At 60.1% G+C, this 25,045-nt stretch carries 28 protein-coding genes; 7 read left to right on the forward strand and 21 right to left on the reverse strand.

Annotation, left to right across the window (positions count from 1 at the left end):
• Window positions 1-7 precede the first annotated feature (7 nt).
• The 8 genes from ruvA to sufC form a co-directional block, all read right to left on the reverse strand.
• On the reverse strand, window positions 8-589 hold the full coding sequence (ruvA, locus tag NOV21_RS00585) for a Holliday junction branch migration protein RuvA (protein WP_283169701.1): 582 nt from the start codon (window positions 587-589) through the stop codon (window positions 8-10).
• Window positions 590-1,093: a crossover junction endodeoxyribonuclease RuvC gene (ruvC, locus tag NOV21_RS00590; RefSeq protein WP_283169702.1), complete on the reverse strand. Its 504-nt coding sequence runs from the start codon at window positions 1,091-1,093 to the stop codon at window positions 590-592.
• 112 nt (window positions 1,094-1,205) lie between these two features.
• A complete protein-coding gene (locus tag NOV21_RS00595) occupies window positions 1,206-1,499 on the reverse strand; it encodes a toxin-antitoxin system HicB family antitoxin (protein ID WP_283169703.1) in 294 nt (97 codons plus the stop codon).
• Window positions 1,474-1,914: a Fe-S cluster assembly sulfur transfer protein SufU gene (gene sufU, locus NOV21_RS00600; protein WP_283169704.1), complete on the reverse strand. Its 441-nt coding sequence runs from the start codon at window positions 1,912-1,914 to the stop codon at window positions 1,474-1,476. The genes NOV21_RS00595 and sufU overlap by 26 nt, the downstream gene beginning before the upstream one ends.
• Window positions 1,901-3,178 carry an aminotransferase class V-fold PLP-dependent enzyme gene (locus tag NOV21_RS00605; RefSeq protein WP_283169705.1) on the reverse strand — a complete coding sequence of 426 codons (1,278 nt, stop codon included), beginning with the start codon at window positions 3,176-3,178 and terminating at the stop codon, window positions 1,901-1,903. Before NOV21_RS00605 ends, sufU begins: the two co-directional genes overlap by 14 nt.
• A gap of 2 nt (window positions 3,179-3,180) precedes the next feature.
• On the reverse strand, window positions 3,181-4,179 hold the full coding sequence (locus NOV21_RS00610; RefSeq protein WP_283169706.1) for a SufB/SufD family protein: 999 nt from the start codon (window positions 4,177-4,179) through the stop codon (window positions 3,181-3,183).
• Window positions 4,180-4,601: 422 nt separating this feature from the next.
• On the reverse strand, window positions 4,602-6,020 hold the full coding sequence (sufB, locus tag NOV21_RS00615) for a Fe-S cluster assembly protein SufB (RefSeq protein WP_283169707.1): 1,419 nt from the start codon (window positions 6,018-6,020) through the stop codon (window positions 4,602-4,604).
• Window positions 6,020-6,883, reverse strand: a complete 864-nt coding sequence (gene sufC, locus NOV21_RS00620; RefSeq protein ID WP_283169708.1) for a Fe-S cluster assembly ATPase SufC — start codon at window positions 6,881-6,883, stop codon at window positions 6,020-6,022. The genes sufB and sufC overlap by 1 nt, the downstream gene beginning before the upstream one ends.
• A 307-nt stretch (window positions 6,884-7,190) precedes the next feature.
• On the opposite strand from sufC, the gene NOV21_RS00625 reads away from it, so the two are divergent.
• Window positions 7,191-7,562, forward strand: a complete 372-nt coding sequence (locus tag NOV21_RS00625) for a metal-dependent transcriptional regulator (RefSeq protein ID WP_283169709.1) — start codon at window positions 7,191-7,193, stop codon at window positions 7,560-7,562.
• Window positions 7,563-7,611: 49 nt separating this feature from the next.
• Here NOV21_RS00625 and NOV21_RS00630 read toward each other — a convergent pair whose 3' ends face one another.
• The 6 genes from NOV21_RS00630 to NOV21_RS00655 are packed head-to-tail and all read right to left on the reverse strand — an operon-like array spanning window position 7,612 to window position 14,044.
• On the reverse strand, window positions 7,612-8,403 hold the full coding sequence (locus NOV21_RS00630) for an ABC transporter ATP-binding protein (RefSeq protein WP_283169710.1): 792 nt from the start codon (window positions 8,401-8,403) through the stop codon (window positions 7,612-7,614).
• A complete protein-coding gene (locus NOV21_RS00635) occupies window positions 8,400-9,488 on the reverse strand; it encodes a FecCD family ABC transporter permease (RefSeq protein ID WP_283169711.1) in 1,089 nt (362 codons plus the stop codon). The genes NOV21_RS00630 and NOV21_RS00635 overlap by 4 nt, the downstream gene beginning before the upstream one ends.
• Window positions 9,485-10,702 carry a nitrogenase component 1 gene (locus tag NOV21_RS00640; RefSeq protein ID WP_283169712.1) on the reverse strand — a complete coding sequence of 406 codons (1,218 nt, stop codon included), beginning with the start codon at window positions 10,700-10,702 and terminating at the stop codon, window positions 9,485-9,487. Before NOV21_RS00640 ends, NOV21_RS00635 begins: the two co-directional genes overlap by 4 nt.
• Before the next feature lie 23 nt (window positions 10,703-10,725).
• Entirely contained in the window at window positions 10,726-12,156 is a 1,431-nt protein-coding gene (locus NOV21_RS00645) for a nitrogenase component 1 (protein WP_283169713.1), read from the reverse strand.
• A complete protein-coding gene (locus tag NOV21_RS00650) occupies window positions 12,140-12,916 on the reverse strand; it encodes a nucleotide-binding protein (protein WP_283169714.1) in 777 nt (258 codons plus the stop codon). The genes NOV21_RS00645 and NOV21_RS00650 overlap by 17 nt, the downstream gene beginning before the upstream one ends.
• A 12-nt stretch (window positions 12,917-12,928) precedes the next feature.
• On the reverse strand, window positions 12,929-14,044 hold the full coding sequence (locus NOV21_RS00655; protein ID WP_283169715.1) for an ABC transporter substrate-binding protein: 1,116 nt from the start codon (window positions 14,042-14,044) through the stop codon (window positions 12,929-12,931).
• Between the two features lie 446 nt (window positions 14,045-14,490).
• Between NOV21_RS00655 and NOV21_RS00660 the strand changes: the two genes are divergently transcribed.
• Both NOV21_RS00660 and NOV21_RS00665 read left to right on the forward strand, forming a co-directional pair.
• Window positions 14,491-14,796, forward strand: a complete 306-nt coding sequence (locus NOV21_RS00660) for a hypothetical protein (RefSeq protein ID WP_283169716.1) — start codon at window positions 14,491-14,493, stop codon at window positions 14,794-14,796.
• Window positions 14,789-15,235, forward strand: coding sequence for a PIN domain-containing protein (locus tag NOV21_RS00665; RefSeq protein ID WP_283169717.1), 447 nt, complete (start codon window positions 14,789-14,791; stop codon window positions 15,233-15,235). Before NOV21_RS00660 ends, NOV21_RS00665 begins: the two co-directional genes overlap by 8 nt.
• Window positions 15,236-15,605: 370 nt before the next feature.
• Here the strand turns inward: NOV21_RS00665 and NOV21_RS00670 are convergent, their stop codons facing one another.
• The gene (locus NOV21_RS00670) at window positions 15,606-16,964 is read right to left on the reverse strand and encodes an FAD-dependent oxidoreductase (protein ID WP_283169718.1); all 1,359 of its coding nucleotides are present in this window, start codon (window positions 16,962-16,964) and stop codon (window positions 15,606-15,608) included.
• A 184-nt stretch (window positions 16,965-17,148) separates the two neighbouring features.
• Here NOV21_RS00670 and NOV21_RS00675 point away from each other — a divergent pair, with 184 nt between their 5' ends.
• Both NOV21_RS00675 and NOV21_RS00680 read left to right on the forward strand, forming a co-directional pair.
• Entirely contained in the window at window positions 17,149-17,853 is a 705-nt protein-coding gene (locus tag NOV21_RS00675; protein ID WP_283169719.1) for a FadR/GntR family transcriptional regulator, read from the forward strand.
• A gap of 75 nt (window positions 17,854-17,928) precedes the next feature.
• Complete coding sequence (locus tag NOV21_RS00680; protein WP_283169720.1) at window positions 17,929-18,969, forward strand: hypothetical protein; 1,041 nt, start codon at window positions 17,929-17,931, stop codon at window positions 18,967-18,969.
• Between the two features lie 76 nt (window positions 18,970-19,045).
• On the opposite strand, the gene NOV21_RS00685 is transcribed toward NOV21_RS00680, so the two are convergent.
• The 6 genes from NOV21_RS00685 to NOV21_RS00710 all read right to left on the reverse strand — a co-directional run bounded on the left by NOV21_RS00685 (window position 19,046) and on the right by NOV21_RS00710 (window position 23,866).
• A complete protein-coding gene (locus NOV21_RS00685) occupies window positions 19,046-19,816 on the reverse strand; it encodes an acyl-[acyl-carrier-protein] thioesterase (protein ID WP_283169721.1) in 771 nt (256 codons plus the stop codon).
• Window positions 19,817-19,818: 2 nt separating this feature from the next.
• Window positions 19,819-20,085, reverse strand: coding sequence for a phosphopantetheine-binding protein (locus NOV21_RS00690; protein WP_283169722.1), 267 nt, complete (start codon window positions 20,083-20,085; stop codon window positions 19,819-19,821).
• 8 nt (window positions 20,086-20,093) lie between these two features.
• A complete protein-coding gene (locus NOV21_RS00695; protein WP_283169723.1) occupies window positions 20,094-21,419 on the reverse strand; it encodes a class I adenylate-forming enzyme family protein in 1,326 nt (441 codons plus the stop codon).
• 279 nt (window positions 21,420-21,698) lie between these two features.
• Complete coding sequence (locus tag NOV21_RS00700; protein WP_283169724.1) at window positions 21,699-22,829, reverse strand: cation diffusion facilitator family transporter; 1,131 nt, start codon at window positions 22,827-22,829, stop codon at window positions 21,699-21,701.
• Between the two features lie 3 nt (window positions 22,830-22,832).
• Window positions 22,833-23,270: a MarR family winged helix-turn-helix transcriptional regulator gene (locus NOV21_RS00705; RefSeq protein ID WP_283169725.1), complete on the reverse strand. Its 438-nt coding sequence runs from the start codon at window positions 23,268-23,270 to the stop codon at window positions 22,833-22,835.
• Window positions 23,271-23,323: 53 nt separating this feature from the next.
• On the reverse strand, window positions 23,324-23,866 hold the full coding sequence (locus NOV21_RS00710) for a glutathione peroxidase (RefSeq protein ID WP_283169726.1): 543 nt from the start codon (window positions 23,864-23,866) through the stop codon (window positions 23,324-23,326).
• A gap of 198 nt (window positions 23,867-24,064) precedes the next feature.
• Between NOV21_RS00710 and NOV21_RS00715 the strand changes: the two genes are divergently transcribed.
• Complete coding sequence (locus NOV21_RS00715; protein WP_283169727.1) at window positions 24,065-24,454, forward strand: hypothetical protein; 390 nt, start codon at window positions 24,065-24,067, stop codon at window positions 24,452-24,454.
• Window positions 24,451-24,939, forward strand: a complete 489-nt coding sequence (locus NOV21_RS00720; protein WP_283169728.1) for a type II toxin-antitoxin system VapC family toxin — start codon at window positions 24,451-24,453, stop codon at window positions 24,937-24,939. The genes NOV21_RS00715 and NOV21_RS00720 overlap by 4 nt, the downstream gene beginning before the upstream one ends.
• The last annotated feature ends 106 nt before the right edge of the window (window positions 24,940-25,045 follow it).

A 25,045-nucleotide genomic window follows, 5' to 3' on the forward strand; every position in this document is an offset into this window, starting at 1 on the left:
CCCGCCCTTATGCACCCAGCCGTTTGAGCGCGTACTGCAGCAGCGCGCGTTCCGTGGCATCGGCGGGGGCGTCCTTGAGGGCGAGCTCCGCTTCGGCCGAAGTGAAGCCCATGGCCAGAAGGTCCTCGGTCGCCTGCTTGGCAGCAGCGGATTCGCCCGTGCCCGCGGCTTCCATAGGAGCAGCATCCTTGGCAAGGGTGCCTTGGAGCTCCAATATGATGCGTTGCGCCGTCTTCTTGCCGATTCCCGGAATGCGCGCGACCGCGGTCGCGTCGCCTGCCATGATAGCATGCGACAACGCATCGGGGGTGTACGACGAGAGCGCGGACAACGCCACCCTCGGACCGACGCCGGACACGCTGATAAGGCGTTCGAACAGCCTTTTCTCTTCCAGTGTGGCGAACCCGTACAGGGTGAGCGCATCTTCCCGCACCTGCAAATACGTATGGACTTGCACGTGCTCTCCCGCTTCGGGCAGGGCGGAAAGCGAGCTGGCGGACATCCCCACCTGCATCCCTAAGCCCCCGACCTCGATGACGGCCGAATCCTCCAACCGAGCGGCGAGCACGCCCTTCACAAACGCGATCATCTAGGCGATGCTCCCTTCCGCGAGAACGCTCTGGTGCGTGGTGTAGCAAATGGCGGCAGCGAGCGCATCGGCGGCATGGTCCGGCCAAGGGGTGCTTTCCAACCCTAGGATCTGCGTGACCATATAGCCGATCTGGGCCTTGTCCGCCGTGCCGTTGCCCACGACGGCGGCCTTGATCTCCGTGGGCGTGTATTCCCCCACGTTCAGCCCGCCGCGGGCGCAGGCGACCAACGCCGCCCCGCGCGCCTGCCCCGTGCCGAAGGCGGCGGTCACGTTCTCGCCGAACCAGACCGTCTCGATGCCCAGGCTTTCGGGTTCGAAGCGCTCGATCACGGCGCCGACCTGCTCGAAGATCTTATTCAGCCGATCGGGAAGCGCCTGTCCGGGATTCGTGGTGACGCACCCGTACGCCAGGCACTCCAGTCGAACGCCCTCTTGGCGGACGATCCCCCAACCGGTATGCGCCAGGCCGGGATCGATGCCCATGATGATATGCTGCGCCATCGGACCTACCTTCATACACGAACTTTTGTTCTATTTTATCACATAAGCAGGTCTTGGCAACTGGTATGCGGTTTCGAGCGATGATGACAGCGGAAACGCAAACGCAAATCCGCTATACCCGGGACGCTATCAATCTGTTCGAGGAAACGCCTTGCTCGGCAGCTTCTATCGCGAGGGTGCGATGCTTTTCCGGCGTAAGCCTGACTTGGAATCTTCCGGAAAAAGACCTCTCGGAAAACGGGACGGGGATCGGTTCGTGCGAGGCTGCCAGATCACCCAAAACCTCGTCCACCAGATCAACTGCGCCATCAAGCGCATGATCCCTGTCGGCATCCAACCATGAAAGGGAGGGGAACTCGACAACCGTGGCGATCGGAATGCTACCGCGCGTCCGCCAACTGCTCATCGAGCATGGTAAGGCAGGTGCGCCAGCCGAGTTCGGCGCACTTCACGCGCGCGGGCATCAGGCTGGTGCTCTTCAGTTGGGCTGCATCGCCCAGCTCGGCGATCTCATCCTCGCCCGCCTCGCCGCGGATCATACGCAGGAATACCTGGCACAGATAGCGTGCTCGGTCGACCGTCTCATCGGTGACCAAATCAGCCATCAGGTCGGTCGATGCCTGGCTCACCGCGCAGCCGTGCCCGGTGAACGCCGCCTCCTCCACCACGCCGTCCTCAACCTTCAACTTCAGCGTGATCGAATCGCCGCAGCTGGGGTTCACTCCCTCGTGCTCGCAAGTGGCATCGTGCAAATCGTATTTGTAATCGGGATGCGCGTTGTGCTCCATGAGCGCCGCGCTGTAGATATCAGAAAGCGCCATTGAAAATCTCCCATACCTTCTGGAGGCCGTCCACCAGCTTATCGATGTCGTTTTGATCGTTGTACAGGGCCACGCTCGCGCGGCAGCAGCTCTCCACGCCCAGCGACGTCAGCAGGGGTTGAGCGCAATGATGGCCGGCGCGTATGGCGATATCCTGCGAATCGAGGATGCTCGCCACATCGTGCGGATGGACGCCGCAGATGTTGAATGAGACGACCGCCACGTGATCGGCGGGATCGGCCGGGCCGATCAGCCGGATGAAGGGAAGTTCCTGCAGGCGCCGCGCGGTCTCCGCCACCAGCGCCCTCTCGCGCGCCTCTAACGTCTCATACCCGATTGAGTTGATGTACGTTATTGCCGCGCCCAGGCCCGCGATGCCCGCGGCATCCTGTGTGCCCGCTTCGAATTTCTGAGGGATGGGGGCGGCGCCGAAATCGGTCTCGGTCACCCAGTCGATCATCTCCCCCCCGGTCAGAAACGAGTCCATACGCTCAAGGACCTGGTGCTTCGCCCACAGGACGCCCACGCCCATCGGGCCGAACAGCTTATGGCCGCTGAATGCGAAAGCGTCGCACCCCAGCTCCTGCACGTTCACCGCCATATGCGGCGCGCTCTGAGCGCCGTCCACCACCACGAGCGCGCCGAATTGATGCGCCCAGGCGGCGATCTCCCTCACGGGATTCTCCACGCCCAGGACATTGCTCACCTGGGCGATCGAGACGATGCGCGTCCGCTGGTTGATCTTGGATTCGTATTCCTCCCGCGTGATCTTGCAATCGTCATCCGGACGCAGGTACACCAGCGTGGCACCGGTGCGCTTGCATAGCTGCTGCCAGGGAATCAGATTGCTGTGATGCTCCATGATGGAGATGCAGACCTCGTCCCCCGGGCCGATGAGCTTGCCGCCTACCGTCGCCGCCATGATGTTCAGGCTTTCGGTCGCGTTGCGGGTGAAGACGACCTCGTTCGCCATCGGCGCGCCGATGAAGCTGGCCACGCGCCTGCGCACGCGGTCGATGGCCTCGGTGGCCTCCACCGACAGCCTGTACAGCCCGCGTAGGGGGTTGCTGTTCAGGTTGATGTAGAAATCGCGCATCGCATCCAGCACGACCTGCGGGCGCTGCGCGGTAGCGGCGCTGTCCAGGAAGGTGAGCCCGGGATTCCGAGCGAGCAGCGGGAAGTCCTTTTTGAAGGGATTCGACGATAGGTTGACGCTGCGGATTTGCTCCGCAGTTGCCTTCACGGCGGTTGGTACGGGTGCCATGGCTATTCTTCTCCTTCTCGGGCGGGGACCATCCCCGCGTGCACGTTTTTCAAACGTTCGATGGCGGCGCGGCTGCGGGGGGTGAGGGCATGCGCCAAAGCGTAATCGAACACCGCTCCCACGAACAGGGCCTCCACCTGCTCTTGGTTCAAGCCCCGTGAATTCAGATAGTGGAGCTGCTCGGGTTCGACATGGCCGATGGTGGCGCCATGGTCGCCCTGGACATCGTCTTCGGTGCAGAGGATCACCGGCAGGCTCTTGTTGCGAACGCCGTCGTTGGCGAGCAGGACCGTCTCCTGCTCGCGGCCCTTGGCGCCTTTGCAGCCGCGAATCAGGTCGATGGTATCGCGCAGCGTCTTCCTGGAGGAGTCGGTCAGCACGCCTTGGGCATCGAACTCGACCTGCGTCTGAGCACCGCGCTGCCGCATCGCATAGTTGAAATCGAGCACCGAGGAGCCGAGTCCCGCATAATGCACGTCGATCCCATTCCGAGCGCGGAATCCTTCCAGGTTGCTGGCAAGGCCGACGTAGCTCGCGCCCGCGCCGAGCACGGTCTGGCGAATCGTCACCCGCGCATCGTCGTCCTCGTCTATGGCGACGCATTCGAGGTAGGTGAACCCTTTTCCCAGGGTCTGCAGAAGCTCGACCTCCACCTGCGCGTAGGCGGCGGCATGCACGCGAACGAGCACGCCCGCCATACCGGCTCCCCCATCGGGCGAATCGGTGTGTACGACCACATGGGCGCGCCCACCCTCGCCGGGATCCACATCCACCACCGCAACGACGGTTTTCCCATCCTGAGCGGTGATGTCTACGACGGCATCGCCGGTAGCGATGACGCGCTGCGAGGCATGCGCCAGCAACCAGTCAGGCCCTTCCCCCAGATCGGCGAGCGCCGATGAAAGCCCGACATTCGAGATCTCCGCCTCCCAAGCAGATTCGGATCCCTCAAGGCTCCCCTCCGAGGTCATCTGAACGCCAAATTCATCTGCGGATTCCAAAGGAATCCGCTCCATGGATGCATGAGGCAGCGGAGCGCCCGAGTCCGGCTTCCCCGAAGCCAGGCGAGCAGCGGAGCGGCGCACGTCGGAGGATGCGGGCGATCCGGGGGCCCCGTCGGGGACCCTCTGAACACCATCCGCCGGCGCCATCCCCAATGGCGCCGAATTTTCGCTGTTCGCGAAAATTCCCAGTGATTGCATGAAGCAGTGCAGCGCACGAGGTTCGGAGAGTCCGTTGGACTCTCCGAAGCGAGCAGCGAAACGGGGTGTCCCCGACGGGGCCCCCGGATCGCCCGCAGCTTGCAACTCCGAAATATGCGCCCCCTGCGCCAACGGCAGGTCCGCGATTTCTACTTCGACCTCGTTGATATTCAGTTTATGCCAGGTGATGGCCGGCGGGCGGTTCAACGCGAGAGTAGCCATTAGCCGATCGCCCCTTCCATGCCTTCCATCTCCAACTTGATGAGGTTGTTCATCTCCACCGCGTACTCCAGCGGCAGTTCCTTGCTCACCGGGTTCGCGAAGCCGTTCACGATCATCGTGCTGGCCTCTTGCTCGGCTATTCCACGGCTCATCAGGTAGAACATCATGTCGTCGCCGATGCGCCCGATGCTCGCCTCGTGCCCCACATCCACGTTGTGGGCGCGCACGTCCATGGCGGGGATCGTGTCGGAACGGCTTTGGTCGTCCAACATCAGATTCTGGCAGCTCACGTACACGTCGGAATTCTCCGCGCGCTCCGTCACCAACACGCTGCTGCGGAACGTCTGGATGCCGCCTCCCTTGCTGATGCCCTTCGTATCGATATGCGTGCTGGTGTTCGGCGCGTCCAGCACCACCTTGCAGCCGGTGTCCAGGTTCTGCGTCGCCCCGGCGAACGTGATGCCCGTGAATTCGCACGAGCTTCCCTCGCCTGCGAGGATGCTCATGGGGTACAGGTAGCCTACGTGGCTTCCGAAGCTGCCTGACACCCATTCGACGCTGGCGCCGGCATCGCAGACCGCCCGCTTGGTGTTCAGGTTGTACATGTTCTTCGACCAATTCTCGATGGTGGAGTACCGCAGGTGCGCGTTCTTGCCCACGAAGAGCTCGACGGCTCCGGCGTGCAGGTTGGCGACGTTGTACTTCGGTGCGCTGCACCCTTCGATGAAGTGCAGGTCGGCTCCGTCCTCCACGATGATGAGCGTGTGCTCGAACTGCCCCGCGCCCTTGGCGTTCAGGCGGAAGTAGCTCTGCAGGGGAAAGTCCACCTTCACGCCGCGGGGCACGTAGACGAAGGAGCCGCCGCTCCACACTGCGCCGTGCAGGGCGGCGAACTTGTGGTCGTCGGGCGTGATCAGCTTCATGAAATGCTCGCGGATGAGCGGCTCCCAACGCTCGTCGTGCAGCGCTTCCTCGATGCCGCTGTAGACGACGCCTTGCTTGGACGCCTGATCTTGGATGTTGTGGTACACGAGTTCGCTGTCGTACTGCGCGCCCACGCCGGCGAGATAGGCTCGCTCCGCCTGGGGGATGCCCAAGCGCTCGAACGTGTCCTTGATGTCCTCGGGCACGCTGTCCCAGTCGCTCTTCTGCTCGGTCGGGGGCTTCACGTAGGTGACGATATGGTCCATGTCCAATCCGTCGATGCTGGGTCCCCAATCGGGAACGGGCAGGGAATGGTAGATCTCAAGGGAGCTCAACCGCAGGTCGAGCATCCATTGGGGCTCGTCCTTGCGAGCGGATATCTCTCGTACGATTTCGGGGGTCAGGCCTTCATCGAGGCGCTCGTAGCCCTCTTCGCTCTTCACGAAGTCGTACAGGCTGCGATCGACCTCGACCACCTGCTGCTCGGAAGCCATTACCGCGCCTCCGCGGATGCGAGCGCCGCTTCCGCGCGGGCGAGCACCGCCGACGCATCGAACGAGGACGATTCGCCTTCGCCATTCGCGGCGGGCGCTTCGGCGGGTTCGTCTTCGAAAACCTCGAACTGCTCGAACCCGTTGGCATCGATGTCGGCGATCATGGAGGCATCGCTCTCTGCCGCCAGATGGCCGCGCACCATCACATGGGTGCGGTCGACCGGCAGGTGCTCGAGGATGCGCGTGTTGTGGGTGATCAGCAGTATGGTGCCGTCGCATTCCGCGCGGTAGACGGCGATGGCGCGCGACACCACGTTGAGCGCATCCACGTCAAGCCCGCTATCCGTTTCGTCGAGGATGGCGAGCTTGGGCTGAAGCAGCAGCAGCTGCAGCATCTCGACCTTCTTCTTCTCGCCGCCGGAAAACCCCACGTTCAGCTCGCGGCTCAGATACGACGGGTCCATGCTCAGCTGCTCCATGATCTCGGCAACGCGCTTCTTATACCGCTTGCCGCGCAGGTTGAGCCGTTCCTCATGCTGGGCGGCGATGGCGCGCAAGAAGCTGCTCAGCGGCACGCCGGGCACCTCCACAGGCGCCTGGAAGCTCATGAACAGGCCGGCGCGGGCGCGCTCAGGCACGCTTCTCTCCGTGATGTCCTCGCCGGCGAGCTCTATGCTGCCAGCCGTTCGGGTATAGGCGGGGTTTCCCATGATCACCTGGCCGAGCGTGCTCTTGCCCGCCCCGTTGGGTCCCATGAGCACATGGGTGGTTCCGGGTTCTACCGCAAGATCGATATCGTGCAGAATCTTCTTATCGCCTGCACCGGCGCTCAAGCCGGTCACGGATAGCAACGCGTCCTTCATCGCGTACGCCCCCTTATGTACCCGGGTCGCATGCCCCGGCGGGCCTCCGGCCCTTCTCGTGTAGTTCACGGAATATCCTAGCATGTAAGTAGGATTTAATGAACTAAACGTCACCATTCCGACATCTGCAAAATCGCAGGCCAGAGGGCTTCCTATAGTTAGGTACATCTAATTTTTTCTATTATACTTGGGCTATGCAGCTACCGCATGAGCCTGCGGACTTCCGCTTTCGGGCGCTTTCACTTTTCGGGCAATGAAGTAGAATGGGACACGTGCATTTTCGCTCCTACGCAAAGGATGGCAAAACATGGCTCTTGTGCTTCATGAATCCGCTGAAATGTACCTCGAGACGATCCACGTGCTGCATCTGAAGAACGGGCACGTGCGCGCCGTCGACATCGCCCAGCGCATGGGCTACTCGAAGCCGACCATCAGCGAGTGGATGGGCAAGTTGCGCGACGCGGGATACGTTACGGTCGAGAATTCGGGCAACATCGTGCTCACCGAGCAGGGTCAGGAGATCGCGGGTCATATCTACGAGCGGCACCTGCTTCTCACGAGCTTCTTCGAGAAGATCGGCGTCGACCCGGACATCGCCGAGGACGATGCCTGCCGCGTCGAGCACTATATCTCGGACAAAACCTTCGACGCGCTGAAGAAGCACCTGGAGGAAATGTAGCTCGCCCGGTTAGCCCTCGGACGGCAAGCAGGTTCCCACCGCCCCGCTTTCATGCGTATGCGAGGCGATAGGGGAACACCGTATGCGCGATGTCGGAATCCAGATCGACGGATACGACGCGAGCGCGAACGCGGTAAAAACGTTCGATGTTCTCCTCGGTGATCACTTCCGACGTCGACCCGAACTCGCGCACGCCGCCTTCGCCGAGAAAGAGCGTGTCATCCGAGATCATAAGGGCATGGTCGGGGAAATGCGTGTTGATCACGCATGTTGTCGTCCCTCGCTCCGCTATTCGCTGGATTGCGGACAGCACGCGCAATTGGTTGCACATGTCGAGGTTCGATTCCGGTTCGTCCAGAATCAAAACCTCGGGCTCGCTCACAAGCGCTCGGGCGATCAAAACCATCTGCAGCTGGCCTCCGCTGATGCGGTTGCAACTGCAATGCGCTATGCTGCCCAAATCCAACCAGTCGAGAGTTGCCTGCGCCCGTTCGTAATCCTCTTTGACGGGACTGGAGAACAGCCTCTTCTCCGCATTCAGGCCCATGACGACGGTATCGAGGACGCTGAACGCGAAGGGACTCTGTTTCGCCTGCGGCACGTAGCTGATATGGGTCCATACATCGCGATGCCTACAGGTCGAAAGCTCACGTCCGTTCAAGTAGGTTCCGCCGGTTCGCCATGGCAAGAACCCCATGATGCATTTGAGCAGCGTGGTCTTCCCCACCCCATTCGGACCGAGGATCGTGAGAACCTTGTTCTCGCGGACCGCCAAATCGAAATGGTCGTACAGCAGGCGGCCGCGGTACCCGAACGAGCCGTTTCGCACTTCAATTCTCATTCCGAAGAACCTCCTGTCTTCCGTAAGATCCAAGCGAAGAACGGCGCCCCGATGATGGCCGTCAGGATGGACAGCGGAATCTCGGCGCCGCTTGCGATGCGGGCGATATCATCGATGATCAGCAAGTACGAGCTTCCGAGCAGCACTGAAGCAGGAACCAGCACCCGATGGTCGTTTCCGACCAGCATGCGCCCCACATGGGGGATCACCAGGCCTATCCAGCCGATCACCCCGCAGAGCGAAACCGTGACCGCCGTCATGAGCGTCGCCAGGACGATAACGACCAGGCGCAGACGCGACACGTCGACCCCGAGGGACGCCGCCTCCTCTTCATCCAGCGAGAGCAAGTTGAGCTTCCAACGCAACCCCCAAAGCAACGCGCAGCAAGGCAGCACCACCCCGGCAACGACGGCAACGTCGGAAAACGATGACGAGGCCATAGACCCCATCAGCCAGGTGGTGATTGCAGGCAGCTTGTCGTAGGGATCGCTCACGTATTTGATGAGGGACACCAATGCGGAAAACAGTGCCGATACGATGACCCCGGCGAGGACGAGCATGTAAATCTGGGTCCTGCGCTGGACGCGTCCGAGCATAATCACCAAAGCGACCGCTGCCAAGCCGAACCCGAGCGACAATCCCTCGATGGCGAGAGCGCTGCCGAAGAGGAGAATGCCGAGCGCGGCTCCAAAGCTCGCGCCCGACGAAACGCCCAGTATATCCGAGCTGACCAACGGATTGCCGAACACCGCTTGATAAGCGGCGCCTGCAACCGAAAGCGCCGCACCCACCAGCAAGCCCATCAGGATACGCGGCATCCTCACCGAAAGGACGACGTTTGCAGCGGTCGCGTCGGGCTGCGATGCCCCCGAGAGGGCATTGAGCAGAACGTTCACCACTTCTACGGGCGAGAGCCCGTACCTCCCCAGGCAGAGCGAGACGACGAACGATACGGCAAGCGCGGCGACCATGCCGATCAATGCGAAACCGCGTTTCCATGCGGCAGACTCCATGCGGGCGGCCTTGGAATCGCCTTGGGCGCCGATCGGAGCGGCCCCCGATGCCTTCATCACGGCATTCCTCATGCCGTCTGCCTTCCAGGTCGGGAGCCATGCAGCGCGCGAAGGAACCCCCGCCCGTAGGGGCAGGCATCGTCCTCCCAGGAAAGCCGGCTCGAAACCGCAAGATGGGGCATTGGGATGAAGCGGGTATCCGGATGGGCGAATTCCTCAAGCAATCCGTCGGCGACCACCATATCGTACGCTCCCGAGGACACGAGCTCCAAGGCGCGGAACTCGCTGATGTGCCCAGGATCTCCGGGAAGAGCGTCAGCGGCATCCCAGCCGAAAAACGTCGCGATATCGACCCGCGCGCACCCCTCGTCGGACATCAGGGACTGGCGCATGCCCTCCGCCATCACCTGCTCGCCTATCACGAGCGCTTTTCCTCCACCGTCGGGAGCGGTTTCGAGCGATATGCGAGATGCCTCGGTTTCCCCCTCGATGCGCATTTCCATGAGGTTGGAGAACGCTTGCACCGGCATCTCGCCTGAAAGCGACGCCCAAGCATACGGTATCCCGAACCTGCGCTCCATCCATCGGGCCAACTTCAGGCCGCTCGAGGACACCACGACATTACAGCTCGCGCGAAGCGCCTGAGCCAGCTCATCGAGATCAGAACCCATGCACCAGCAAGTCTCCACATCCCAGCCGGCGCTTTCCAGCAATGACGATGCCGCCTCGATATTCGATTGGCCTTGCAGGTCGAGGGGCGTCGCGCCCAGGAGATTCACGGAACGCGCCGCCCGCGCGGCATCGGCCTCGAAGCCGCATCCGGCGAACACCACGTCGCGTGCAAGCTGCAGGAGGGCCATCTCCACACCCACATCGTAATAGCGCGTCCCCGTGGTATCGACAGCGAGAACGGGCACGCCGAGCTTACGTTCCAACTCGCGTCCGATTGCCTGCAAATCGGTTCCCAGAACCATCGGATTCGGAGACCCCACCAGCGCGATGAACCTTCCGCCGACCGCCTCTTGCGTGCGTTCGACAGCATGGACGAGCAAATCGTCTTTGCCGAACAACGCTTGCATATCATCGAGCGCAGACGTGAAAATGCGCGCATGGCTGTCGTATGCGCGCGGCTCGTCGTATGCCACGAAATTACCCGTGCATCCCGCCGGATCGTGGAATATCAGCGTCCCGTCCAGTTCGAAGAGAGCCGAGCATGCGCCTGAGTAGTCTCCCGCAAACGTGGGGAGCACCGCATGGAAACGATCCGACTTCTCGATATCCCGCATCGTCCTATCCCCTCCCGGAGCGGTCATACGACCAGGCCCTTTGAATACATGAGCTCTTTGGCGTCGCGTTTCGATGAAAGCGCGTCGTGGACGGACCGCAGGAGGTATTCCAATGCCTGGAAACCGAACGGCTGCCTGTCGACGCCCCATTCGACAACGGCCGCCTCTGGGGCAAGGCGGGCCACGTCGAAGCCGATGGCGACATCGGTGGCACGGGGCGCGCCGGCGACGAGCGACATGCCCGGATGGGTGCCTGGGTAAACGGGTATAGCGGGATCAACCCGTCCGAGGTAGTCGATGAACGGCGCATCGGACTCCGAAAGCTCCTCGGCTATCAAGAACGAGATATTCGCCCCCGCGCGGGCGAGGACGGCGGCGATTTCGAATGTCGAGCCGTTTAAGCTGGACCCAACGGCGATGTCCAAGCCGGCCATCCACGGAGCCGCATCATCAAGCGCCTGGCGGGCGCGCAGTTCGTATTCCTTGCAGTCGATTTCGGCACCCAGCGATTCTCCGAGCCCCTCGTACATGCGGGCGACATGGTCGGGGTCGATGGGCATTCCCGTGAGAAACCATGGGATGCCGAGCCCCCTCCTCATGTCCTCGCACGCCAAACGCCCGAACGGCTTTAGAAGGATATTGAATGAAGCCCCTCTCATCAGGCAGAATTCGTCAAATGTTTTGCATGCGGTCATCTGCCGCACCGTATGGTAGCCGGCGCTCGCAAGCAGGGCGTGCAATTCGCTTCCGCCCATGACGGGGGCAAACCCCCCGATGATGTTCGCCTCGCCCCGCTTCGCGGGGATCTTCCCGGCCTTCTGCAAGAACCGGTAGATGCTCCGTTGCAGGTTGACCGGCGGGGGCGTGCTGGACGTCATCGAGATCGGATCCATGTGCCCGTCGACGAAGGGGATGCCGTATCGTCGTTCCAGCTTGGCGCACACCGACCGATAGTCCGACCCGAGCAAATCGTCCACGCATGTGCTGAACAGATAGAAGGCCCGGGGGGCGGGTTTGCGCATCTCCATGATGCGGGCCACAGCCTCTTCGACATGGTCCATATGCGCGCCCATGACCAGATCCTCTTCGGTCGCATCGAGATAGTACATCCTGTCCCTGTAGCCATGCATATAGGCGGCCATCGACCCATGCCTCCCGCATCCGAGCGGGGATGTGAACAGCATGACCGTCTCGGGGACCTGCATGGCGCCGCGGGCTATGCCCCACCCTCCGGCGCAGGGCGCCACGAAACGGGCGAACCCTTTCGGGGTGAGACAGTTTTCGCCAATGGGGAGGCCGACGACCTGCGTCCCATCAGCCGATGCATCGGCCCCGCCGGAAACAGCGCCCATCGACCGAAGCCTGCCGATGGGGATCGCCACGTCCTCCGCCTCATCTGCGGTATCGACCCGCGTCAAAACGCCGGACGCCGTCACATCACGCCCGCACCGCATCGGCGGCCTCCACTTCATCGACCAGCTGGCGCGCAATGCCCTTGAAGATATTCGATATCTCGAGACCCGAATCAAGCTGCTCGACGGTCATGCCGGCATCCTCCGCTTGCTGGATATGCGCATCGCGGGGAACGATGCCGATGATGGGCGCTTCGATTCTTTTTGAAAATTCCTCCACGATCTTTATCTCGTCCGGAACGTTGCGACAATTCACAATCATCCCGCGGAGCTTGGCGTATCCTCGTGATGCGAAATTATCGAGGGCGCGCTTGATATTGGCGGCGGCGTACATCGCCATCTTCTCACCCGAGGTGACGATGATGACCTCATCGGCGTAACCAGCACGGATCGGCGTCGCGAAACCCCCGCACACAACGTCCCCCAGCACATCGAAGAACACGAAATCCGGATCGTACGTCCCGAACGCGTCGAACTCTTCCAGCGTATCGAACGTTTTCACGATGCCGCGACCGGCGCATCCGCTTCCCGGGGTCGGGCCGCCCGCCTCGACGCAGGCAATGCCCTTGTATCCCTCCGAGACAATCGAATCGAGGCTGGGGCACACCCCGTTGTTTTCCAGAAGGACATCCATCACGGGCATGATGCTTCGCCCACCGAGCAGGTTGAACGTCGAATCCGCCTTGGGATCGCATCCGATCTGCATCACCCGATACCCCTCATCGGCCAAGCAGGCGGAAAGGGTGGAAGTCACCGTCGATTTGCCGATGCCGCCCTTTCCGTAGATTGCGATTTTCTTCATTGCTCCGCTTCTTTAGTCCTGAGTATGATCGAGCATGCGTGAGAGCTCATCGTCGGAAAGGCCGTATCCGTAGACATCGCTGTAGAATGTGCTTACCTCCGCTTTCATGTCCATATCCTCGAACAAATCGGCATGCTGCACTTTCGCCAGCCACTTGATCATGAGCGGGGTCTCCACGCAAGGCGGATCCCAACGGTAACCGCCTATCGGGATTTTGTACACGTTGTTATTTTGGACGGCTTTGATCTGCGACCAGTCTTGCCCGTCCAACTTGTTCTGAAGCACGTCCGACGCTTTGATCCCCGTGAAATTCCCCACGAACACATAATCGGGATTCCAGGAGATGATCTGCTCCATATCGACTTTCACGCTCTGCTGCTGCATATCGGCAGCAGGATCGTTCGCGCCGCTCTTGTCCATCCAATAGGGGGTGAAGCCGGAACCGTTCACCGTCAGATTTTCGGAAAGATGGATGGAAGTCGGACGTTGCTCGGGACCCAGACCGCTTGTACGCGAAGACACCTCGTCAACCTGCTTGAAGAAATAGTCGACGATGAAATCGGCACGGTCGTCCTTGTCGAACAGCCGGCCCAGCAGGCGGATCCACGTCTCCAAATCGTCTACCGTGCCATATTTCAGGGCAACCACCTTAAGACCGGCATCTTCCATGGCTTTGATGCTGTCCGGCTGGCTCGTCCATTGGAACACGACATCCGGCTTGAGCGAGAGGAGCTGCTCGACGTTGACGGTGAAATCACGTGCGCACCAATCCGTATTCACGCCTGCCAATGTCGGATACATGGACTTCAACACGCTGTTCTCGTATGCGGGCATCGAAGCGGGGTTCGCGCCGATAAGCGTATCGGTATCCCCCATGATGGCGTAGTAGATGGAGGGGAACGGGATGATGGTTGTGGCGACGCGAGTCGGAATCGTGTCGAACGCTATGGTCTTCCCCAACTGGTCGGTGATTTCGACCGATTTTTTCGCCTCGGATGACGACGCATTGGAACCGGAGTCGCTTTTCGACCCCCCGCTGCAACCGGAAAGCATGGCGGCACCCGTTGCAAGCGCGATTCCCGCACCGGCCACGAACGCCCTCCTGCCAAGCAGTCGTCCGGCCTGCATAGAGGACCCTGCCTTTTTGACATTGTATTGCATGTGTAACCTTTCGTTAGGTATCCCTTACCCATTCGAAAGTATAGCAATTTCCTTGGGAATTGGTGATTAGGTTATCCTAATCACAAAAAAAGTGGTTCTTGAGCCCGATCGGAGGTGACTTTTCATCTCTAGCCTCACGGGAGTACGGCATGAACACGATGCGGCACATGCAATCCTGCTTCGCATGAGCCAAACCCTCGTTGTTGTTCATCTCCCCGCTTTGCCGGAGATGCTCAGGCTGGTCTCTGCAGCATTCCCTATTGCAAAGCGGGGATTCCGTCACATTAAGAACCTGGTAAACCCGCTATCGCACCCCAAGCAAAGCTTGGGGATTTCTTCAATCGTTAAGTTTGTTTACATGTTTACATTATTGCTGCGTTCGGCTATGATAGTTTCGATGGAAGGGAGAAACCATGCCGACGAAGACATTCTCGGGAAGAGCCGATGCAGAGAAGCTGAAGTTGGCGAATGCTGCAACCAAGCGTGACGCTCAAATGACCTTCGGACAGTTTTGCAGTACCGCTCTGGTTGATTACATCTGCGAGCACAACGCGCTTCCCGATCTCCAGCCAACCCGCAAGAATCCTTCCGCCTTTGCTGTATTGCGAAATCTTGCAGGCAAACATGGGTCAAGCGCTCTTTCAGGTCGGGGAGACCCCGCTATCGGATCGATGTCGGACGAGCAAATTGAAGAGTTGATTGCGAGCCGCTATGCATAAGCGCGTACTCGTCGACACCAATATCATTCTCGATATGGCAATGCAGAACCGTCCGGATCACATCGCGGCGCTGCAGCTGCTCGACGAGGTTGAGGCCGGAGATACTCAGGCGATAATGGCTGCGACATCCTGCAAGGACGTCTATTATGTGCTGTCGAAATACATGGGCGAAATTGATGCTCGCGCCTATATCCTTGCGCTGATGGAAGTGTTCGACATCTGCGCGATCGACAGGGCGATCTGCCTGCAATCGGCGCTTTCGAACGAACCTGACTTCGAGGACGGCCTCATTCGAGCGTGTGCAGAAAACGACAGAGTCTCCTACATCATTTCCCGCGACGAGAAAGCGTTCAGAAAATCACCTACTAAACGTCTGAGTGCGGCAGGCTATATCGAGCTTCTGGATTCCTGGAACGAAATCGGTGACAGGCAACCGTAGACTTTGTCACATTATTTAAATTGGGCAGAGGGTTGAACGTTCGTATAAATTGATGGTTCCCCCTGAAATGCTCCTCCGAGAGGGCTGCGCATGGCCTCCCAGCTGGCCGTCGCGGGATCCGGGCACCGGCTCTAATCAATCGCCTTCAAGGCCTCTGATCATGCCACCGGATCCCGCGCGGTCGTTTATCGCCCATAAGGTTGATCAGTACGTCTAGGGGAACCGCTGATGAATTCCGCCAGCCCGAGAACGACATGCTGGCGCCGGAGCGGCTCGATCCCCGTTCGCGTACGCCTGCGCTCGCTCGGCTTTTGCCGCTCCGGCACCCAGCCCGCCGTCCCCAGCCAAGGCGGAGGTAATCAGTGCTTCCCTAGAAGAAGCGCTCCACGAGTTCGCGCGAGTACTCGGCGGTCTCATCCATGTCGCCAAAGCTCATGACCTCGCCGGCGTAGAAGGTGTTCAGGCTGCCCTGTATTGCCTCCACCTCGTCGTACCAACCGGAAGCGTAGGTTTCGGAATCGACATGCGGGAAGTAGTACCAATCCTTCTCCAGGTGAACCTTTTCCGCCGGGTTCCCCATGACCTTCAGGTCGCCCAGAACCATTTCCCTGCAGGTGCCGTAGTCGATTTCCGGGTCCCCGGTATGGGTGCGCAACGCGTAAGTCGTGAGCATCTGCGCGTCATCGTCACGCCACCTGTTGTAGTACACCATCAGATGGCCGTAACGCTTCTCGTCCATATTGTCGAAGATGTAATAGGAGATTTCGGGATGCTCTTCGGGCTTGGTGGTGAAGGCGAGGACATCGTAGCGCTCGTATTCGATCTTGGAGAAGTGATCCTTCTCCTCCGGGGTTGCGTCGAAATAATCAGCCATATACTGCAGCGGCGACGTGATGATGACCTTGTCGAATTCCTCGACTTCTCCGTTCACGGTGATGAGCACCTTGCCGTTTCGGCGCTCCACCTTGGTGATATCGGAATTCAGGCGCGCGCCGTGCTCCAATTTACTGTTCAGATGCTCCCATATCGACTGCGTGCCGTCTTTCCATGTCCACAGGTTCACATTCACGAAGTTCATCGTGGTTTGGAAATCCAGGTACTTGAGCACGTAGGCGGCGGGGATCTCATCGAAATAACCGTACCCGAACGCCGTGAAGGGCCCAATCCAGACGTCTTCCACCAGCTCGACGCCGTTCTTCTTGCAGAATTCCCGGAACGGGAGCGCCAGGTCCTTCAGATTGGGATTCTCGCCCTCCACATGCTCGCGCTCCGGCGTGACGGCATCGCCCTCGTAGCGGCCCTGCGCAACGCCGCGGTGCCCGTTCACATCGTACCCCTTATATTTCGTCGAGAGGATTTCGCCGAACTCCTTCATCTGATTGCGCATCTTCAGCAGGCGCGGGACCTTCAGCGGGTTCTTCTTGGGGTCGAAGGGATCGATGACCTTGCCCTTGCCATCCTTGTAGTTGCGGTTCAGCTTCGGGCCATCGTGGGTGATGCCGCAGAATTCTTCCACGTCGTGGACGGCATAGTAGGACGGAACGCCCATGATGGCGCCCATCTCGTAGCGGCGGCCCTTGAATTCGGGCGAATGGCATTTTCCGCCCACATGATCTTCCCTTTCGAAGATCGTATAGTCGTGATAGCCCTTCTGCTCCAGGTACATACCTGCAGACAAGCCAGCCGGGCCACCGCCAAGGATTGCAATGCGCTCATTCATGTCCGCCATTTCATTCTCCTCTCCGAGAAAGCGGTTCCAGATATTCACAATCTGGTAATACCAAGATATTAACCGTTTATGTACGTGAAATCAACAGAATTTTATCATTATTTATCTCGTATTTCTTCGTATAAATGGTATACTGATTAAGTGGTAATACCAATGACATTTAATTTGTTCTTTGGAAGTGGCAATGGGTTTTCAGAAAATCAAGAGCGACTCGCTCACCGATAAATTCATCGAGCAAATCGAAGGGATGATCCTATCGGGCGAGCTTGCGACGGGCGAAAAGCTCCCTTCGAGCCGCAGCCTGTGCGAGATGATGGGCATAAGCCGTCCGGTGGTTTCGGCAGGTATCGGCAAGCTCGAATCGATGGGCTTCGTTGAGGTCAAACCCCGCCAGGGGACGTTCGTGAGCGATTATCGGCGCAAAGGATCGGTCGAAACCCTTGACGCCATCATGCGCTACAACGGCTGCCTGATGCGGCGCGAAGAGGTGGAATCGCTTTTCCAAGTGCGTTGGGCATTGGACGAACTCGCGGTTCGCCTCGTCATCGAACGTGCGAAGGATGCCGAGATCACCTCTCTTCGCACCTACCTCGAACAGGCGCTCGAAGCTGCCACGGCGGAAGAGGAGGCGCAGGCCGTCTTCCTTTTCTATCACGAGCTCACGGTCATCTCGCAGAACATGATCATGCCGCTCGTCTATCACTCGTTCAAGTCGGCAAGCGAATTCTTGTGGGAACGCTATATCGGACTCACGCATGTGGGGCAGCTCGCCGAGGACGTGCGCGGGGTGATGGATGCGCTCGAAGCGCGTGACGAAGGGTCCGCGCTGGAAGCGGTGCGCAGCAATTGGCGCAAGGGCATGGAGCTGCTCGACGAGATCGCCCAGTAGGTGGCCGCCCGGCATCGGCGGCCTCATAAGACACGGCGGAAACGGGCCGCGAGGCCCGGGATACAAGGAGGAAACATGGATATCTTGATGGGAATTCTCAACGTCATCGGCATCATCCTGCTGGTGATCGTCATCATCGCCATCGTCGCGATGGTCGGCGTGCATTGTTTCTACGTGTGGGGCAAGGGGTGCTATTCCCCCGAAGAGGAGCAGAAACTCGCATTCCCCGGCGACGAGCTGATGGAACGCTTCGACCCTGAGCTGGTGGAAACGGTCACCGCTGGCATCACGATCGATGCGCCGGTAGAGAAGGTGTACCCCTGGATCTATCAATGGGGCGGCACGAAATCCGGCAGCCTTTCCAGCGAATTACTGGAGCGTTGGTTCGGCCATATGAGCATTTACAACCGCTATGAGCTGTGCGAGGAATGGCAGCAGCCCGACAGCTTCATGCCCGGCGACTTCATGGAATGGGACCGATCCGGTATGGGCAACGAAGCAGCCGACGTGGTCGCTGACAAGTACATCCTGGGCTTTTCCGACATCAAGCATCCCCCACATTCACGTGGCGCGTATGCCATTGCCGGCGGCGCGGTAGATGACATGAACTTCATCTGGGGTTGGTACTTCGTTCCCCTGGAAGGCGGCAAGACGCGTTTTCTGTGCCACTGGAAGTACTACGGCACCACCAACGCGCCCACGCGCTTCCTGCTGAAAAACACCATCCTGAAATGCGGAACCGCCATGCAGCGCTGGCAGATGGAGTACACCAAGAAATGCGCTGAGGGCACCATGCCCGTGCACCGTCACGTGAAGACGTATCGCAAGATCTTCGGCATGTACCACTACGAGCCCGACGAGGTTCAGGACAAGATCGACTCCACGCATGTGCGCGACGGGCGCTACAACCCCGCGGTGAACGAGGTGCGCCCCGCCAAGATGGCCGATCCCGCCTGGCCGCCCAAAGACGGTCCATGGAGCATCGACAGGGATTACTACCGCGATCGCATCCCGCGCGCCATCGAGGAGATCAAGGAGAAGGCAGCCAAGCAGCAGGCTGCGGCCGATGCTAAGATCGCCGCGCTGGAAGAGGAGCTGGCGGCACTGGAAGGATAGACACCCGATCGGCTCGCGGAATGGCCGCGCAATCGCCCTCTGGATCAAATCCGTCCAGGGGGCGATTTCCGTTCCGTCACGATGCCTCGCAGGATTCGCGCAGGTACGCGATGCGGAAAGCGATGGGATCTTCTTCGCCCCGGGCCAAGTCGCCTTCGAAGTAGACATCTCCCCCGTCGCGGATGCAGACGACGTCCAAGGGCGTCCCCGGCGCCACTTCCTGCAGGTACTCGACGCGCACACCGCCAAACGGCATGTCCCGGTATTCGTCTTCGGTCAGAAACTCCTCAACCAGGTCGAAATACCCCGCGTTCCCCATATGCCCGTTGATATCCGCAAGATGCCGGGGCACGGTAACGCGGCAAGTCCGCATGCGATCCTCCCGCGCTTTCCGATCGGATTCGCGCTTCGGCATGGAGACGGGTCGCGGGAGCATGAGGCCCCGTGTTCCCGAGCTCTCTTGAAGCTGGATGCCCCGATCGCGCGGATAAACCGGCTTGCGCGTGGCCTCGTCGATCAGGAGCCACAGAGCAGATCCAGAGACTTCCGCACCGCAGTCGCCGGTCAGACGGTAGTGCCGGGGGAAGAAGACATCCAGGGTCTTCGCCGCCTTGCAGCGCAGCGTCAGCTTCTCCCCGTACGCCGGCAGCTGTCGCATGGAAAGCTCCTGGCGTGAGATCACCCAGAGCAACCCCCTATCGAGCGTTTCCCTACGCGTGACCCCGGCCGATTCGGTGAATGCGATGGTCAGCTCTTGGAACAGGCGCAGGATTCCGGAGATCGGGACCTTGCGCCTGCCGTCAACGTCCGAGCTCAGAACGGTGTGCGTCTGCTCGAAATACTCCATGCCTAGCCTTCTGCCTCCGCACCCGTGCCCTCGTAGCGGATCACGGCATCCACAAGTTCGCCCAGAGTCTTGAACGTATCCCATTCCTCATGCGGAATACGGACGTTGAAATGCTCCTCCAGCTGGCAAACGACCAATATGAAGTTCATCGAATCGATGCCCATGTCTTTGTTGACCACCGAATCCTCGGTAAGCTCCATGTCTTGCAGCTCGGGAACGTACATCTTCACAAGGCGTATCGTCTCCTCCTTGACGGCTTCTCTGTCCATATCGGCTCCTATCTTGCCTCATTTCCAAGCAGATACCTTTTGATCTTCCCCGTTTCGGTGCGGGGCAGCGGGCCGTGGTGGAACATGACGTCGGTGATCTGCTCGTCCCTCCGCCTTCCCCCGTTTATCTCCTCCACCAGAGCCTTTATGCCAGCTTCGATAAGCTGGCCGGGAAGGGGCGTTCCGAGTACGATCGACAACCTTCCGCCGCGCAGCACCATCGCTAAATCCGGAGTGCCGCATGCCTGGGCGAGCTCTTCCTCCTCTTCGGGAAGGAACACCTTCGTGCCATTCCCGAGCACCAATACCTCTTTCTTCCTGCCGGTCACGTGCAAATCGCCGTTTCCGTCCAGATAGCCCAGGTCGCCGGTATGCAACCTTCCTGCGCGAATATCCCCGGCGACTATCTCCCCCGCTTCGCAATACCCTTCCATCAGGCTGCCGCAGGAAACGGAAATCTCCCCATCGGGCTCGATGCGAATATCGCAACCCGGGCAGGGCGTGTAGGCGACGGGGTCCGGCGACTTCGTATGCAGGGCGATGCCGCTGGCGGTTTCCGTCAGGCCGTATCCCGCATGCACCTCGATCCCCCGCGATTCGATCGATTCCAGAAGAGTCGGGGGACATGGCGCCGCGCCGACGACGATCAGGCGCATGTCGGAACCCAGCGCGTTCGCCCGGGCCATGACCTCCAGCATGCGCGGAACCGCGGAAAGAACCGTGGCGTGGAAGAAATCGGCGTCTTTGAACATCTCGTGCACTCCCCTGCTCAAGGCGACGGCGCTTCCATACGCGAGACCCCAGAGGAGCGAGCACACGAATCCGAACACATGCGAGAAGGGCAGCAGCGAAAGAAGAACATCCTCGGGGCCCAAACCAGCCAGGGATTGCCCGGCGAAGCACGCGGAGAGCAGCGCCTTGGAGGACAAGACCACTCCCTTGGAAGCGGAAGTCGTGCCCGATGTGAAGAAAACCGCCCGTCCTTCCGCCTCTGCATCGCCGGAATGCGCATGCGGAATGGCGTGCGGCGACAACTTGCCTGCGGGCAACGGCCTGTCTTCCGGAATGAGAACGATATCGCTGCCGGCATGCAGGCGGGCGATCGCTTCGACCGCGAATCCAACCGTCTTCGATTCGCGAAGCGCAACCGGTGCGCTCGGCGAGCCCTCCGCTCGTTCGATCTCAGATGACCGGGCCAGGATCCTCTCTCGATATTCGCGCCTTGAGAGCTGGGATACCCGGCCGCCCTCTGCATATAAGAATGCGGGGTCGCAGGCTCGGTCGGTTGCAAAAGAATCCACCAGTTCATGGATGTTTTCGAAGCGTTTCTGCATGCTTCGATTCTAACACTGCACGGATCGGGCCCGCAGGCTTTCGGAGGCCCGCAGGCTTTCGAGAAGCCGGCAATCCGCGAAGCCGGCGCACCGAGGGTAGGATCCCGCCCTCCGATGCGGGAAACGCCCGATAAGCCGGAGCATTCCGGCGGCATATTTGGACACGTGCATCGAATCGTTGCTCTCGTGCGATGATGATATCGAGATCATCATCGTGCCTATTCGAGCATCCGCGCACCCGCATCCGGCTTCGCGAACCGCCCCAACCACAACCGAACCCTAGTCGGTGATATCGGAATCGAGGGCAGCGTAGAAGGCATACCCGGGAAACGCCCGCCTCATCTGATCCACAGCCGATTCGAGCACGGCATGGCGGTCATCCGCATCGAATCCCACCACCGCATCGAACGTTGCGATCCGGGCGCCCTCGTCCACGTACAGGCCGTGCACCTGCAGGATGTTCTCGTCCGCCCGGGCGATCTCGTCCAGGCGCGCACGCATGGCACCCGCCACCTGCGTCTTGTCGGCGTTGACGGAATACACGCCCACCGTGTGCAGCAAAACGTCGGTCTTCTCGTGGACATCTTTCTGGATACGCCTGGTCAGCTGATCGATCGCACTCGCAGCCATGCCTTCGGCAACCTCGATGTGCACGCTGCCCATCAGCCTGTCGGGCCCATAATCGTTCAGGATCAGGTCGTACGCCCCCAGCACGCCGGGTTCGGATTCCACGACCTCGCGCACCGCACGGGATGTTTCCGCGCTCACGCGTTCCCCCAGGACCTTCCCAATCGCCTCACGCAGGATATCGACGCCCGCTTTAATGATGAAGATCGAGATGACGGCGCCGAGCCACGCTTCCAGGCTGATGCCGGAGAATATGAAGATGAACGCCGCGGCCAACGTGGAGGCGGAGATGACGGAATCCATCGTGGCGTCGGTGCCGCTGGCGACGAGCGAATCGCTTGCATACTCCTCCCCCTTCGACTTGGTGTATCTGCCGAGGATGATTTTCGCCACGACGGCGACCGCGACAATGGCGAGCGTGATCGCATCGTAGTTGGCGACTTCGGGATCGAGGATGCGGTTCACCGACTCCTGCAGGCTTTCGAAGCCGGCGAAGAGCACGATCACGCCGATGATGATCGTGGTCATGTACTCGACCCGGCCGAATCCGAACGGATACTTCTTCGTCGGGCGCCGTCCCGCAAGCTTCGTGCTGACGATGGTGATCACCGAGGAGAACGCATCGGAAAGGTTGTTGACGGCATCGAGTACGATGGCGATAGAGTTGGAAAGCGCGCCGACCGCCGCCTTGAACGCCGCGAGCAGCACGTTCGCCACGATGCCGACGATGCTGGTGCGGATGATCCCCGTATCGCGCGATCCGATCTGGGCCTTTTCTTCCATGGGCTATTCCTCTTCCATGTTGCGCAAAAGCTTGTTCAGCAGGTCCCGCAAGGCAAGCGCGTCCTCCATTTCCAGCGGGACGCATTTCGCCATGCTCCCCGGCACCGATAGCGCCCGGCTCCGAAGATCTTTCCCCTCCTGCGTGAGCGAGATGTCCACCCGGCGCTCATCTTCGGTGCTGCGCGTACGCGTCACCAGGCCTTTCGCCTCAAGCTTCTTCAGCAGCGGGGTCAGCGTGCCCGAATCGAGATGCAAGCGCTCTCCGAGCTGCTTCACCGATACGTTCTTGTCCTCCCACAGCACCATCATCGCGATGTACTGCGTATACGTGAGCCCGATCTTATCCAGCAGCGGCCCGTAACGACGCACGATCTCCTTCGATGCCGCGTAGAGGGGAAAGCAGAGCTGGTTGTCGAGGGCCAGTGGGTTCAGCTGTTGCATGGGATCCTCCAAACGTCAGCGGGGCACGAAGTCGCGACCCGCCCGATCGCTTCCTAGAGCAGCGCCTTCACGGCAGCTGCGACGTCTTCCATCTTGGCGGTGGGCTCGAAACGTGCGACGACTTCGCCCTCGCGGTTGATCAGGAATTTGGTGGAATTCCACTTGATGTACGCCTTGTCCCCGTACTCCTTGTCGACCGACTTCGCGACCTTGTTCATCGCCATCGCCTTCACGCCCTTGCCGAAGCCCTCGAACAGGAACTTGGTGGCGAGGTCGGCGAACAGGGGCGACGCGGCAGGGCCGTTCACCTCGATCTTCTTGAATTGGGGGAACTCCGTGCCGAATTTCAGCGTGCAGAATTGGTGGATCTCCTCATCGGTTCCGGGTGCCTGGTTGGCAAACTGGTTGCAGGGGAAGTCGAGGATCTCGAAGCCGTTGGCGCGCTCATCCGCATACAGCTTCTCGAGGTCCTCGTATTGGGGGGTGAACCCGCAACCCGTCGCGGTGTTCACGATGAGCAGGACCTTGCCCTCGTATTCCCCCAGGGAAACCGTGCTGCCGTCCTGCTTTTCAACGTCGAAATCGTAGATGCTCATGTAATTCTCCAATCGGTCTCAAAAATGCGATGGATTTAATATAACACACTATTATATTGCATGCAATTTTTTTATTGAAAGAAAGAACTATATGGACAGCGGGTTTTGCAGCTCTCATGCCTTCGTGAATTGAGTTGTGCGAATCGAGTCGTCTCAAATTGATGCTATACTGTATATCAGCAGAAGGAGAGATCGATTATGCTAGAAGCGAGAACCGAAAAACCACGCTCGACCCAAATGAACGTGCGCATCGACATCGAAACCAAGCGCAAAGGCGACGAGGCCCTTGCGGCCATCGGATACTCCCCTTCTGCCGCCGTGCGTGCCATCTGGGAAAAAGCCGCCGCCCACCGCACGGATACCGCCTTCCTCCGCCAGCTGTTGGAAGACGAGGCGGCGGAAACCCCCAAGGAGCTCGAAGACCAGCTGCGTCGGCGAGCCGTGGTCGAAAAGGGCCTTCGAATCATTCCGGAAGCATATGAGCGATTGGGGATCACACCCGCCCTGGATCCGTTCTTCGCGACCGCCGATTGGAAGGACATTCGCGACCGCCTCTATGATGAAGAGTTCGAAGAGGAGCGGCAATGAGACGATCGGGCCTGTCGTTCCTTATCGACACCAATGTCTGGCTCGACCATTTCTTCGACAACCGTCGTGATCATGAAGTCGCCACGGCCGCTCTCACGCGCGCCTACGAATTGCAGGTTCCGCTCTTCTACGCCAGTCCAAGCACCAAGGATGTGTTCTACCAGGCGGCATGGGCGCTGAAACGGGACGCGCGCAACGCGCACGGAACATTGACGGAAGAAGACGCACGCAACGCGACCGAAACCGCATGGAGCGTGGTGGAGAACATGGACGAGCTTGCAACCGCGGTCGGATGCGATAGTAGCGATGTGTGGCTCGCGCAGAAATACCGCTGCCTGCACAACGACCTGGAAGACAATCTGATCTTCGCAGCTGCGAATCGGGCACATGTCACGCAGCTGGTCACCAGCGATGAAAGGCTCATCGAGCACGCGCCCGTCGCGACCCTTACGCCGAAAGACGCGCTCGCACTGCTCGAACTGTGAGGGGCGATCGGCCCGGAACCTTCGGCATATTCCCTCGTTGCGGTTGCGCCCATTGCGGGGCGGATCGCCTTTGGGCTTCTGTTCGCGGGAACGTTCGTCATCGCCG

Origin of the sequence: Curtanaerobium respiraculi, from assembly GCF_024609215.1 — a bacterium.
Classification (GTDB): domain Bacteria; phylum Actinomycetota; class Coriobacteriia; order Coriobacteriales; family Eggerthellaceae; genus Curtanaerobium; species Curtanaerobium respiraculi.

What these genes read in the sequence shown, in the direction of transcription:
- NOV21_RS00705 (WP_283169725.1), bottom strand. Translation starts at nt 23,270, where the DNA reads ATGCAACAGCTGAACCCACTGGCCCTCGACAACCAGCTCTGCTTTCCC.
- NOV21_RS00625 (WP_283169709.1), top strand. Translation starts at nt 7,191, where the DNA reads ATGGCTCTTGTGCTTCATGAATCCGCTGAAATGTACCTCGAGACGATC.
- NOV21_RS00635 (WP_283169711.1), bottom strand. Translation starts at nt 9,488, where the DNA reads ATGAGGAATGCCGTGATGAAGGCATCGGGGGCCGCTCCGATCGGCGCC.
- NOV21_RS00645 (WP_283169713.1), bottom strand. Translation starts at nt 12,156, where the DNA reads ATGCGGTGCGGGCGTGATGTGACGGCGTCCGGCGTTTTGACGCGGGTC.
- NOV21_RS00665 (WP_283169717.1), top strand. Translation starts at nt 14,789, where the DNA reads ATGCATAAGCGCGTACTCGTCGACACCAATATCATTCTCGATATGGCA.
- NOV21_RS00720 (WP_283169728.1), top strand. Translation starts at nt 24,451, where the DNA reads ATGAGACGATCGGGCCTGTCGTTCCTTATCGACACCAATGTCTGGCTC.
- NOV21_RS00700 (WP_283169724.1), bottom strand. Translation starts at nt 22,829, where the DNA reads ATGGAAGAAAAGGCCCAGATCGGATCGCGCGATACGGGGATCATCCGC.
- sufC (WP_283169708.1), bottom strand. Translation starts at nt 6,883, where the DNA reads ATGAAGGACGCGTTGCTATCCGTGACCGGCTTGAGCGCCGGTGCAGGC.
- NOV21_RS00655 (WP_283169715.1), bottom strand. Translation starts at nt 14,044, where the DNA reads ATGCAGGCCGGACGACTGCTTGGCAGGAGGGCGTTCGTGGCCGGTGCG.
- NOV21_RS00660 (WP_283169716.1), top strand. Translation starts at nt 14,491, where the DNA reads ATGCCGACGAAGACATTCTCGGGAAGAGCCGATGCAGAGAAGCTGAAG.
- NOV21_RS00685 (WP_283169721.1), bottom strand. Translation starts at nt 19,816, where the DNA reads ATGGAGTATTTCGAGCAGACGCACACCGTTCTGAGCTCGGACGTTGAC.
- NOV21_RS00690 (WP_283169722.1), bottom strand. Translation starts at nt 20,085, where the DNA reads ATGGACAGAGAAGCCGTCAAGGAGGAGACGATACGCCTTGTGAAGATG.
- ruvC (WP_283169702.1), bottom strand. Translation starts at nt 1,093, where the DNA reads ATGGCGCAGCATATCATCATGGGCATCGATCCCGGCCTGGCGCATACC.
- NOV21_RS00650 (WP_283169714.1), bottom strand. Translation starts at nt 12,916, where the DNA reads ATGAAGAAAATCGCAATCTACGGAAAGGGCGGCATCGGCAAATCGACG.
- NOV21_RS00605 (WP_283169705.1), bottom strand. Translation starts at nt 3,178, where the DNA reads ATGGCACCCGTACCAACCGCCGTGAAGGCAACTGCGGAGCAAATCCGC.
- NOV21_RS00715 (WP_283169727.1), top strand. Translation starts at nt 24,065, where the DNA reads ATGCTAGAAGCGAGAACCGAAAAACCACGCTCGACCCAAATGAACGTG.
- NOV21_RS00630 (WP_283169710.1), bottom strand. Translation starts at nt 8,403, where the DNA reads ATGAGAATTGAAGTGCGAAACGGCTCGTTCGGGTACCGCGGCCGCCTG.
- NOV21_RS00640 (WP_283169712.1), bottom strand. Translation starts at nt 10,702, where the DNA reads ATGCGGGATATCGAGAAGTCGGATCGTTTCCATGCGGTGCTCCCCACG.
- NOV21_RS00695 (WP_283169723.1), bottom strand. Translation starts at nt 21,419, where the DNA reads ATGCAGAAACGCTTCGAAAACATCCATGAACTGGTGGATTCTTTTGCA.
- NOV21_RS00675 (WP_283169719.1), top strand. Translation starts at nt 17,149, where the DNA reads ATGGGTTTTCAGAAAATCAAGAGCGACTCGCTCACCGATAAATTCATC.
- NOV21_RS00680 (WP_283169720.1), top strand. Translation starts at nt 17,929, where the DNA reads ATGGATATCTTGATGGGAATTCTCAACGTCATCGGCATCATCCTGCTG.
- ruvA (WP_283169701.1), bottom strand. Translation starts at nt 589, where the DNA reads ATGATCGCGTTTGTGAAGGGCGTGCTCGCCGCTCGGTTGGAGGATTCG.
- sufU (WP_283169704.1), bottom strand. Translation starts at nt 1,914, where the DNA reads ATGGCGCTTTCTGATATCTACAGCGCGGCGCTCATGGAGCACAACGCG.
- sufB (WP_283169707.1), bottom strand. Translation starts at nt 6,020, where the DNA reads ATGGCTTCCGAGCAGCAGGTGGTCGAGGTCGATCGCAGCCTGTACGAC.
- NOV21_RS00710 (WP_283169726.1), bottom strand. Translation starts at nt 23,866, where the DNA reads ATGAGCATCTACGATTTCGACGTTGAAAAGCAGGACGGCAGCACGGTT.
- NOV21_RS00595 (WP_283169703.1), bottom strand. Translation starts at nt 1,499, where the DNA reads ATGAGCAGTTGGCGGACGCGCGGTAGCATTCCGATCGCCACGGTTGTC.
- NOV21_RS00670 (WP_283169718.1), bottom strand. Translation starts at nt 16,964, where the DNA reads ATGGCGGACATGAATGAGCGCATTGCAATCCTTGGCGGTGGCCCGGCT.